At 57.3% G+C, this 11376-nt stretch carries 7 protein-coding genes and 1 pseudogene; 5 read left to right on the top strand and 3 right to left on the bottom strand.

Features of this window, described 5'->3' with window-relative positions; translation table 11 throughout:
- On the top strand, nt 1-928 hold a 928-nt coding region (locus tag VJ956_RS06170), incomplete at its 5' end, for an InlB B-repeat-containing protein (protein WP_324082852.1).
- A 56-nt stretch (nt 929-984) separates the two neighbouring features.
- On the opposite strand, the gene VJ956_RS06165 is transcribed toward VJ956_RS06170, so the two are convergent.
- Nucleotides 985-1365 (bottom strand): nucleotidyl transferase AbiEii/AbiGii toxin family protein, encoded by a 381-nt coding sequence (locus VJ956_RS06165; RefSeq protein ID WP_324082851.1) that lies wholly within the window; start codon nt 1363-1365, stop codon nt 985-987.
- Between the two features lie 231 nt (nt 1366-1596).
- Between VJ956_RS06165 and VJ956_RS06160 the strand changes: the two genes are divergently transcribed.
- The 3 genes from VJ956_RS06160 (at nt 1597) to VJ956_RS06150 (ending at nt 7563) form a co-directional block, all read left to right on the top strand.
- The gene (locus VJ956_RS06160; RefSeq protein WP_324082850.1) at nt 1597-5436 is read left to right on the top strand and encodes a hypothetical protein; all 3840 of its coding nucleotides are present in this window, start codon (nt 1597-1599) and stop codon (nt 5434-5436) included.
- 128 nt (nt 5437-5564) lie between these two features.
- Nucleotides 5565-6695: a hypothetical protein gene (locus VJ956_RS06155; RefSeq protein ID WP_324082847.1), complete on the top strand. Its 1131-nt coding sequence runs from the start codon at nt 5565-5567 to the stop codon at nt 6693-6695.
- Complete coding sequence (locus VJ956_RS06150; protein WP_324082845.1) at nt 6688-7563, top strand: alpha/beta hydrolase; 876 nt, start codon at nt 6688-6690, stop codon at nt 7561-7563. The genes VJ956_RS06155 and VJ956_RS06150 overlap by 8 nt, the downstream gene beginning before the upstream one ends.
- Before the next feature lie 21 nt (nt 7564-7584).
- Here VJ956_RS06150 and VJ956_RS06145 read toward each other — a convergent pair whose 3' ends face one another.
- On the bottom strand, nt 7585-8454 hold the full coding sequence (locus VJ956_RS06145) for a co-chaperone YbbN (RefSeq protein ID WP_324082843.1): 870 nt from the start codon (nt 8452-8454) through the stop codon (nt 7585-7587).
- Between the two features lie 198 nt (nt 8455-8652).
- Between VJ956_RS06145 and lon the strand changes: the two genes are divergently transcribed.
- Nucleotides 8653-11103: an endopeptidase La gene (gene lon / locus VJ956_RS06140; protein ID WP_324082841.1), complete on the top strand. Its 2451-nt coding sequence runs from the start codon at nt 8653-8655 to the stop codon at nt 11101-11103.
- A 140-nt stretch (nt 11104-11243) separates the two neighbouring features.
- Here the strand turns inward: lon and VJ956_RS06135 are convergent.
- A pseudogene (locus VJ956_RS06135) lies at nt 11244-11376 on the bottom strand (MarR family transcriptional regulator); the annotation flags it as partial.

Below are 11376 nucleotides of genomic sequence, written 5' to 3'. Positions count from 1 at the left end.
TGCGCCGGACAACCAGACCGTTGCCGGCACTCTTGCCCTCGTCAATGCAGAGCGAACTGCGCTGGGCGTCGATAACAATGAGGTTGAAGACCTGGTTGCGGCGGACGATGAGATCAGCCAGCCGGCAGTCGCAGACTCCGGATTGACCGAAGCTGATCTTGCCGGAGAGGTTGCCCAGTTGTCCCTTGAAGCCACGCCCGGTGCCGCCGGCACCCTCGCATTGGCGGGGAGCGAGGCAATACAACCGCTTGTATTTGAGGTGGGAGTGGATGATGAGGTTACAGTAACGGCTTCTGCTGCCGAGAGCTTCGCATTTGCGCGTTGGACGTCGGACGGTGTTGAACAGTCAACAGAATCCTCCTACACGTTCACGGTGGAGGGTGCCAGCACTCTGGTTGCCGAATTCACCGTCGGCCTTGGTGTTCAGGCGGATCCTGCAACCGGTGGCTCACCATCAGCAGGCCAGGACTTCTTCGAACCGGGTGCCACTGTCACACTGACCGCAAGTCCAGCACCGGGCTTCGAATTCTTCGCCTGGGTGGATGGCGCTGGCGAACGCCCGGACATATTTACAGAAAATGAAAACCTGCTAACGCCAGCAACCTTCACCATGCCTGAGGCCCCCCTTAACCTGATTGCCGTGTATGAGTTTTCCGCCCTCGCAGAACCTGACATCGCACAGGGTGAGATCAGCCGGACTTTTGACGAAGACGGCAATGTTTTACTGACGGCAACGCCTCAGGCAGGTTTCATCTTTGCCCAATGGGTCGATGAGAACGGCGCCATTCTTGGTACCCAGAGAGAGAATTTTCAGGTCGACCTTGCAGGACTCGATGCTGAGTCGCAGATCACGGCGGAGTTTATTGAGGCTCCGGCTGAAACGGCCGTGTGGGGTCAGTTCAATTGGGGTGAAGCACTCTGGCAGTAGGCATTCGCTAAACAGCGATTCCGGTCATCCAGGCCCTGCATACACTTTCTTAACTTTCAAGGGCCGCTGAGTAGCGGCCCTTGAAAGTAATCAGGAATTTGGCACTTCAACACCGATAAACACCTCCTGGCCGAAACTTTGATGCCGCGCCCCGCCAGCTTTTTTGTGGCGTTCCTGCAGATACTTTCAATGTTCAGGTGCCCCTGAAGCGAAATGGTGAGATCAAAGTCCAGGTTTTCACTGAAGCGCTCCAGGTTATAACCCAGCAGAAGCGCCGTACCGCCTTTGAGAACAAGAGGCTTGCCTTCACCTCGCAAATGGCCTGCGTGACTTGTAGGTGCACCTCCTGCTGTTTGGCCAGGCTCACCAGTCACCACCAAGCGCCCGGGCCACGGCACGGTAACTGCCAAATACGACACTTTCGTCGCCTTGCTCAATCTTGATGACCCTTCGGCGTAAAAGGCCGACTGCTTGTGCCAGCGCCTCTCCGGACAGTTCAGGCCATTTTCCGCAGGTTGAAATGCCCGAGCGCTTTCACAGGATTTTACAGGATACATTGAAAAAATTGGCTTAAACGCCTGCGCGTACACCAAATGGGTGATTCGGCTTCGTTACGGTTTTTTTAGGTTGGAGGTGTCGAAGACCGAAGAAAACAACGAGGCAGGCCCATGGACATTCACGGATATTCACACCCACGTCGTATCTGGCTTTTGCTGTGCGCAATGGCAGCGGCACTCATTCTTGCGGGCTGTGGAGGAGGTTCCTCCGGTGGCACCCCCACACCCGACCCGGGCGCCGGTAGTCCGGCAGTATCTGGTACTGCTGCGGCTGGTGCCCCGCTGGTCGGTTTTGTGGTTGCAAAAGACGCCGGTGACAATACCGCACCCCCCGCGCAGATCAGCGCCGATGGCTCTTTCGAACTGGACCTTTCCGGACTGACCACACCCACTCTGATTTTCGCCAGTGGTGTCGCCGGGGGCAACGCCTACGAACTGCTTTCGGTTGTGTTTGATGACGATGTGAATGGCACCGTCAACATCACGCCATTAACCGACCTGATTGTCGGGAACGCGGTGGGCGATACCCCCCGGGAATTCTTTAATAACCCGACTTTCAGCCTGATCACCCAGGAAGCGGTGGAACAGCAGGAAGAAAATTTGAAGACCCGCCTCAAACCCTTGCTGGATGGCCTGGCTGTGGAAGACGACTTTGATCTGCGCAACTCCACTTTCATTGCCAACCGCAGCGGCTTTGACGCCGTTCTCGACGTGCTTGAGGTCACCGTTGACCCCGACACCAACACGGCGGTGATCCGCAACCGGGTCGATGACACACAGATTTCCAACACTTTCCAGCAACCCGAAACCGGTCCACTGCCGGTTAACGAAAACCTGCAGCAAAACGTAACCACGCTTCAAGCCCTGAACACCCTGGCACAGGCCGCAGCCACGGCGCTTGAGAGTCAGGATGGAGCAGCCCTTCAGGCGCTTGTTACCAATGACTTTCTGAACAACGGCGAAGAAATTACCGGGCTGCAGGATCGCCTGTTCAATTCTGCCCCGGGCATTGAAGACGCCGAAGAGCTGGCCACCGAGATCCGCAACTGGTCCCTGGTGGACCTGAGTGACGACGGTACTACTGCCAGGCTTAACGTTGGCGCCGCCCAGGGGCCCTGGAATGCGGTCAACGAAAATGGTGAGTGGAAACTACAGGGCAATCAGCTCGAGTTCTTCGTGTTTGTGGAGCCGACTCACCTGATCGAAAACGGTGCTCAGACTCCCGAAGTCCTCAGCATCGGAACACTGGTCTGGGCCGGTTTTCCCGCCGCCAGCCTGGGCGAGCTGACAGATTCAACCGTAACGGTTTCGGGGGACCTGTCTCCGTTCAACGGCGACCTGCCCCTGGATGCCGGCGTATTTGCAAGCTTCCAGGTGCTAGCAGCCGATGCCATTTCCTCAGGCGATCAGGTAACCTTCACCTGGAACAACTCTGTTGAGGGCGTGATTGACTCCCAGGCTACCTTTACCATCCGCCGTGGCACACCGAACCTGAGCAACGGTGCCCCGACAATCACCGCGCAGTCCGCTGATCTGGCCACAAATGAGTACACCTTCGAGTGGACTCTGCCCCCCGGCTACGACGCCATCTCGGTGCGCAACAATTTCACCGGCCAGCAGTCCGGTGGTGTGGGTGAATCTGAAGATGCCGGCTTCACCGGCAACGCGCTGACAAACAATGCCACCAGCTTCACCGGCGCACTCCCCGCAAGCTATGTTCCGAGCGCCGGGGACGAGCTACGAATCATTACCCGCGATCCTTTTGGAGTTTTCGTTTCAGCCCGGCTAATTAATCCATTTGCGGATCAGATTCCGCCGCCCATGGCCGAAGATGCCCTGATCGGTAGCTGGATTGCGCGCAATCCTGACAACAACAATTCGCCCTGGGTGCAACTGACCTTCCTGGAAAACGGCTATTACATGCACCAGGAACTGGATCTCCCCTACCGGCCTGAAGCTGACGACGCTGGCAATACGGGCGTCGAACTCGGTCGCTACCAATGGGACAACGTAACCGGCGAACTGACGGTTCCCGAGATCACTTTTGACGACAATGGCGAATGGGGCCTGACTTCTACAGCAAACGGGGAAGAGCAACTGACGCTGAGTGTCGACGGTAACACGCTCACCGCCGCCTTCGGTCCGTCTATTGACCAGGCCGAGACCGTAGAGTTCGCCCGGGTACCCCTGAACCAGTCCGGCATCATCGGTAGCTGGGTTATCCAGGACGATCAGGACTCAACGAGCGTTTCTGTGCTGACCATACTGGATGACGGCTTCTACCTGATAGGTACAACCCAGCCAGCAGACCAGACGGGCTCTCCGGGCCTTGAACTCGGCACCTATGTGTACGATAGCGAAACGCTGGTGTTTAATCCTGCGCCAGAGGTGGATCAGAACGGCGAATTCGGCCTTTCAGATCCAATCCAGGGCTTCGATTTCGCGACGGTTATTGATGGCTTTCTGATTATCGATGATGCAGAGGCCTTCCAGCTTAGTGAAATCGCGCCGGGGGTCAGCTCAAGCAACGGCGACGTCACCGTGGACTATACCGCGCCGGACACCGGCTCTGGGTCTGACCCGACACCGGGTACGGCTGTTTCCGGTAACTTCCACTACCTGCGCAACTTCAGCGGCATCGAAGGGCAGATGGCGTTTGACCCGCCCCTGGTCTTCCAGGCTACCTACAACCATGTGGACACCACTGTCGCAGATAATGGTGATGGCACAGGGTCAATAAACTGGACCGAAATCTGCCTTGGCGACCTGATCGTTGATGCCAATACCGATCCGTTCAACAGCACTGCCAACTTCGAGTTCGCCAATGAGTGCCTGCCCGCAAGCGCCGATTCGTTTGATGTGAGCTTCACCGGCGCAGGACTGTCTGCATCCTTCACGGAGGAAACAATCACCGATCCGGAAGACGGAACCCAATTCCGTCGGGGTGCAGGCTCCCTAGGCATGACGGCAGTGGACGCCAATCGCAGCCTGTTCATCGGCCAGTCAGCACGGGACTTTGGCTTTGAGCAGCCAGAGGGCTTTGTCAGTGAATTCTCGGATGGCGTGGAAATCAGCACCCACGTGCTGAGCGAGAAAACCACAGGCCGCACCCAGGCAGAACTGGCGGGCCGCTGGGGGCTGGTAACCCGCTATCTTACCGGTATCGAGGGGCAGCCCGATGAGCTGGACTACTCCGCAAACTCCCTGATCGTTGATGTCGATGCCGCAGGCAGTGTCACTCGCCTGAGCGAAATCGACCGCACCATCATCCAGGGACTTGCAGCGGGGCAGTCATTCGTTCAGATCGAGTTCAACCCTGAGGACACAACCCAGGAGCCGCTGGGCACCATGCCAATAACCGATGATGGCACAGTGAGCCTGTTCGGGGGCGAATTCGGGGGTATTCTGTCGTCGGATGCAAATGTGCTGTTCCTGTCCCTGATTAACCCGATGGAAGTCCAGCAGGCGCTCACCGATGAATCCGAATGGATTGCAGGTGTGCGCCTTGCTGACAACTTCTCCGCTGCAGACCTGGAAGGCAAGGAATACACCTTTATTTCCCAGAACTACTGGATCCAGCCGGGCCGCTTCGAGGCAGACTATCTGAACCCGGACGCCACACTCACCTTCCCGGTTGGTGGCGACCCTGCCGTTATCAGTGCGGGCTTCACCTTTCCGAACGTGCCATTTTTCGACGAGGAACCACTAACCAGGGAAGCCGACCCGGTAGAAACCTCCCTTGTCCCGTATTCGGTGAATACCGATGGCCGGATCGAACTAGTCACCGATTTCGGCGAAACAAACATCACTGAGTACAAGCTGAGCGGCTTTGCCACACCCGATGCGCGGCTACTGATTTTTGCAACAACCGTGTCCACCAAGGCAGATGATGGCACCACGGATGAAGGCAGTATCGGCATCAGCTACGCCATCTGCACCAACTGTGATTGACCACTAAACCCATAAACCACTATGGACCTGGCCCCGCATTGCGGGGCCTTTTTTGCGCGTTGGTTCTTCCTGTGCTTTACTTGGCATGTGCAACTAATAGGTACAGAAAGCAACAGGAGCCATCAGGGATGAAGCATCTGGACTCGGCAGCCCCGGCGCTGCTCGAGGATTTGTACGAGTGCACCACAGACACCGGGCAGTGGCCGGCTTTTCTGACTAAATTCGCAAATCTTTTCGACTCTGAAACCGCCGTTCTGCGACTGACGGACCGGCACAACCCCGTTATCTACCACTCTTACACCACCGGCTTCCGGGAGGACATCAATAACCTGTACGAGAGCGAAGCGGTAGAGGCCGATCCCTTTCGCGAAGGCCTTGCGACTACGCCAATCGGACAGGCACTCACCAGCGATCAGGTCATAAAAGACCGGGATTTTGAACGCTGCGTCCATTACCAGAATGTTTTCCGGCCTAATGGCAACTTCTATGCCCTTGGCAGCCAGTTTGAGCGCGATCGCAACCAGGCCATGCATGTGGGTGTGCACCGCCCCAGACCGGCAGGCCCCTACACGCCGGAAGAATGCCGGGTGCTGGAATTTCTCACCCCTCATCTTCGGCGGGCCATCAGGTTATCTCGATTGGTGATGGAACTGAACCAGTCACTGGCACAAACACAACATGCCCTCGACCGCCTGTCATTCAGTGTCTGGCAGATGGACGCCATGCTTCGCCTGACCTGGCTGAACCGCAGTGCAGAGGAGATTTTTGCCGATGGTGCTTATGGCTTCAGCCTGCAAACCAATCGCCTGACGAGCAACTCTCCCGGCACCGCCAGCCGTCTGCGTATGATGATGACGAGACTTCTGGAGCATCGGTCCTATACCGAAACTCTGAGAATCAGCCGCAACGGCGCCTGTCTGATCATGACGCTATGCTCCCGGGCGGATATGACTACCCGCGTCGGGCGTTCCGGGGTGCCTGGCATTCTTTGTTTTGTTCTGGATCCCGACCTTCCTGTCCGGCTGGACCACACTCAGTTGCAGGTCATCTATCAATTGACCCCCGCCGAACTGAGACTGGCCAGCCTGCTGGTTTCCGGGCTGGACGTGGCAGAAGCAAGCGCTTTGCTACAGATCTCCAAACACACCGGGCGAACCCAACTGAAATCCATCATGAACAAAACCGGCGTCAACCGACAGGCCGCGCTGCAGCGAAAACTTCTGGTCTGCGCAGGCACACTGAGAAATCAGGGTGACTGACACCACAACCGGACATCTGGCGCTATCAGACCGGAGGCAGCTCGCTTTCCATGATTTCGGAAGCGGGGAAAACGGTATCTGGATACACTGCCACGGCATTCCCGGTTCGCGAGCGGAGCTGTCTCACCTGGAGGCCAATCTGGTTGGCGCCGGCATTCGTGTCGTCATTCCCGACCGACCCGGCTACGGCGAGTCCTCCCCGGTGGAAGGCTATAATTTTCTGACCCACTCACAAGACCTTGTCGCGCTGGCCGATCATCTGGGTATTGAGCGATTCTCGGTATCGGGCTTCTCGGGGGGCGGTGTCTTTGCCCTGTCAGCGGCACCCAATCTGGGCCACAGGATTGAGCAACTGACGCTGGCCGGGACCCCGGCCGCACCCCTGCTGGAAAATCCGCTCGAACATGTCTCGGAACTGACCGCAAGTGCCTGGCAGGCAGCGGAGAACAGCCCTGCGCCACTGGCCATCATGCTGGAAAGCCTTACCGAGTCGCACCAACAGCTGGCAGAAGCGATGCTCAATGCCACGGATGAGCAGGATCGTGATTACCTGAAGGCCGGCCATATCCTGCCCGGAATAAAGCGTAATATGAAAGCCGCTGTGGCGCAGGGTGCGTCGGTATCAGCAAGCGCCATGGCCCGGGACACGTTCCTGATCACCGAGCAGTGGCCGGTGACTCTTCGCTCCCCGGGCACCTCTACCCGGCTGATCCACGGCGCGAGGGATGCGCTCATTCACTGCACTCATCTGCGCGCCCTGAAAGCCTGGATGCCAGGCGCGCGTACAGAAATTATCCGGGATATCGGCCATTACTCTTCCTTGCCGCTAATCTGGCACCTTCAGTCGATGGATGTATCGATCCTGTAGAGCACAGGCACTTTCAGCGTATCAGTGCATGAGCGTGTACAGCTTCCGCCGGTAGGTCCGCACATCCGGATTGTTATTGCCAAGCTTGTCAAACAGCTCGATCAGGGTGGTCTTGGCAACTTCATCCTTGTATTTGCTGTTTACCTGCATCAGGCGAATCAGCAGTTCCATGGCCTCGGCGTTGTTTTCCTGCAGGATGTGATGCAACGCCAGCAGGTGCAGAGCGTTGGGGTCTTGCGGATCCTTGTCCAGCGAGTCTTCCAGTTCCTGGATGGGCGGCAGTTCGGCGGAGGCCTTCAGGAACTTGATCCGTGCGGCCAGCTGCTTTGCCTGGTGTTGCATCTTTTCTTCCGCTGGCAGGCTGTTCAGTACCTGCTCGGCCGTTTCCAGATCACCCAGTTCCGCTTTCAGCTGAGCAAGGTCGATCAGCACTTTCAGGTCTTCCGGATCCTTGCGGTTCATCTCCTGCAATACTGCCAGTGCCGCTTCTATATCACCCTCTTCCCATAGCCGGTGAGCCTTGTCGTAGGGCGTTTCCTCGTCCTTCGGCATTGCTATGTGCTTTTCCAGAATCTTGCGAACTTCGCTTTCGGGCAGAACACTGTTAAAGCCGTCTACCGCCTGTCCGTCCTTGACCAGAATCACCGTTGGCAGACTGCGAACACCGAGACTGGCGGTCAGCTGTTCCTGCTGGTCGGCGTTGACTTTGGCGAGGCGGAACCCGCCCTTATATTCTTCCACCAGTTTTTCCAGGACAGGCATCAGCTGTTTACAGGGCGCACACCAGTCGGCCCAGACATCGATCAGTACCGGTGCCTGGGCGGAAGCCTCCATTACATCCTGCTGGAAGTTCTCCATGGTGGCTTCGAATATGTGCTGGGAATTGGTCATAGGTACACCCGACTGGAAACTGGTAAATGATGTGGAATTGGATGAAGACGTTGGGGCAGATGAACGAAATTCAAGGTATCAGTCTGGTCCCGGTCAAGCCTGGTCGACGCACCTTGAAAAAAACGGGAACGCCGTTAGATAACGGGTATATATGTCTGCAAACGTTCTGAACACCAACCGACAGGATGCCTGAACCCCATGAGCGACGACAGCCGAAACGATTCGTTTGAAGCCCTCGACGACGATATCACTGAGTACATCGGCAAAGACGAGAAAAGCAAAAGCCTGGTTCTGCCCAGGCATCAGATGCCCCGTCGCATGTATGTGCTACCGGTGTCCAATCGCCCGTTTTTCCCGGCCCAGGTGCAGCCTATAGTCGTTAACCAGGATCCCTGGCAGGAAACGCTGAAGCACGTAGGCGAAACCGACCATCGGGTCATGGGCATCTGTTTTGTCGAGGGCATGGATCCGGAACAGAGCGTTCCCGGCAGTGACGAGCTGGAAACTGTCGGCTGCGCCGTACGCATCCATCATGCCCAGGAAGATAGCGGCAAGGTGCAGTTTATCGCCCAGGGCCTTCAGCGCTTTCGCATTGTCCAGTGGCTGCGCCGCAAACCACCTTATCTGGTGGAGGTGGAGTACCCGGAAGAGCCGGACGAACCACGGGATGAACTGAGGGCCTACACCCTGGCCATCATCAGTGCCATCAAGGAGCTGCTTCGGACCAATCCGCTGTACGGCGAAGAGGTGAAACAGTACCTGTCCCGCTTTGGCCCTGAAGACAGCTCACCGCTGGCTGACTTTGGCGCCTCCATGACCAGCGCCAAGGGCCACGAACTGCAGGAAGTGCTGGATACCATACCCCTGCTGCGGCGAATGGAAAAAGTTCTGCTGCTGATGGCCAAGGAGCAGGAAGTCGCCCGCCTGCAGGCGGAGATCAGCGAGGAAGTAAACAGCAAGGTTCAGAAGCACCAACGGGAATTTTTCCTGAAGGAGCAGTTGAAGGTTATCCAGCGTGAACTGGGCATGGCCAAGGACGACAAGACGGCAGATGCAGAACGCTTCACTGCCCGCATGGAAAAACTGGAGCCGCCGCAGGAGGTTCAGGAGCGCTTCCAAGACGAGTTGCAGAAACTGCAGATTCTGGAACAGGGGTCGCCGGAATACGGCGTTACCCGCAACTATCTGGACTGGCTGACCCAGGTGCCCTGGGGCCAGAGCTCGGAAGACCATTTCGATCTGCCCGCTGCCCGGAAGATTCTGGATCGCGACCATGACGGCCTGGACGATGTCAAAAACCGGATTATCGAATTCCTTGCCGAGGGTACTTTCAAGGGCGAAGTCAGCGGTTCCATTCTGCTCCTGGTGGGCCCGCCCGGTGTCGGCAAAACTTCCATCGGGCATTCTGTTGCCGATGCACTGGGGCGCAAGTTCTACCGGTTCAGCGTCGGCGGCATGCGGGACGAAGCCGAAATCAAAGGCCACCGCCGCACCTACATCGGCGCCATGCCGGGGAAATTTGTTCAGGCCCTGAAAGATTCAAAGGTGTCCAACCCGGTGATCATGCTGGACGAAATCGACAAGATCGGCGCGTCCTTCCAGGGCGACCCGGCCTCGGCCCTTCTGGAAACCCTGGACCCGGAACAGAACCGGGAGTTTCTGGACCACTACCTGGATGTCCGCATGGACCTGTCGCGGGTCCTGTTTATCTGCACGGCAAACCAGCTGGATACCATCCCCCGGCCATTGCTCGACCGCATGGATGTCATCCGCCTGTCCGGCTACATCGCCGAGGAGAAAGTGGCTATTGCCAAGCATCACCTGCTGCCCAAACTGCTGAAACGTGCCGGGTTGCTGAAAAAGCAGATGAACATCACCGATGCCGCCATTCGCCAGATCATCGAAGGCTACGCCCGGGAAGCGGGTGTGCGCAGTCTGGAAAAACTGCTGCATAAAGTGATTCGCAAAGGCATCGTACGCTTGCTGGACAATCCCGGTGAAGCGGTCAGGGTCGGCGTTTCAGACCTGACCGATTTCCTCGGCCAGCCGGCTTTCCGCAAAGAAAAATCGATGAAAGGCGTCGGTGTCGTCACCGGCCTTGCCTGGACCGCCATGGGCGGTGCGACCCTCAGCATTGAAGCGTCACGGGTGCATAGCAGCCAGCGTGGCTTCAAGCTGACCGGACAACTCGGCGACGTGATGAAAGAGTCCGCCGAAATCGCCCATAGCTATGTGTCGTCAAACCTGAAGCGGTTCAAAGGCGACCCGACATTCTTCGACAAGTCATTCGTGCACCTGCACGTACCCGAAGGCGCGACGCCGAAGGATGGCCCCAGTGCCGGTGTCACCATGGCCACTGCGCTGTTATCCATCGCCCGCGGCGAGGCACCCCAGCAGAACATTGCGATGACCGGCGAACTGACCCTGACCGGCCAGGTCTTCCCGGTTGGCGGTATCCGTGAAAAGGTCATCGCCGCCCGGCGCCAGAAAATCGGCAACCTGATCCTGCCGGAAGGCAACCGGGGCGATTACGAGGAACTGCCGGACTATCTGAAAGAGGGCCTGACGGTGAATTTTGCCAGGCAGTACAGTGATGTGTTTCAGGCCTGTTTCGGCGACAAGCCAAAAAAGGGGACGTCGGTTCACTGATTTTTTGCCACGGCATCCACGGAAGGACACGAAAGTTAGATACACGCTTGAATGGCTCTAAAAAGCAGTTTTCAGAGTTCTTTCGTGGATTTAGTGGCAAATAAGTTTTCTTTTTCCGTGGCCTTCCGTGGATTCCGTGGCTAATTCGCTTCAGTCTTTTTCCAGCCATCCTCCCGGAGCACCGGCCCCACATCCAGGACCGGCGACGCATCAAGCCCGTCGGCGTCCATCATATTGGCCACGCGCTGTAATGAGGCCAGAATCATGGTCTGC

Source organism: Marinobacter sp., from assembly GCF_035268745.1.
Classification (GTDB): domain Bacteria; phylum Pseudomonadota; class Gammaproteobacteria; order Pseudomonadales; family Oleiphilaceae; genus Marinobacter.
The sequence above is the reverse complement of the archived record's forward strand: the minus strand, read 5'-3'. Positions and strand labels throughout refer to the sequence as shown.

Coding starts and splice junctions, on each gene's coding strand:
- VJ956_RS06160 (WP_324082850.1), top strand. CDS start 1,597: ATGGACATTCACGGATATTCACACCCACGTCGTATCTGGCTTTTGCTG.
- lon (WP_324082841.1), top strand. CDS start 8,653: ATGAGCGACGACAGCCGAAACGATTCGTTTGAAGCCCTCGACGACGAT.
- VJ956_RS06155 (WP_324082847.1), top strand. CDS start 5,565: ATGAAGCATCTGGACTCGGCAGCCCCGGCGCTGCTCGAGGATTTGTAC.
- VJ956_RS06145 (WP_324082843.1), bottom strand. CDS start 8,454: ATGACCAATTCCCAGCACATATTCGAAGCCACCATGGAGAACTTCCAG.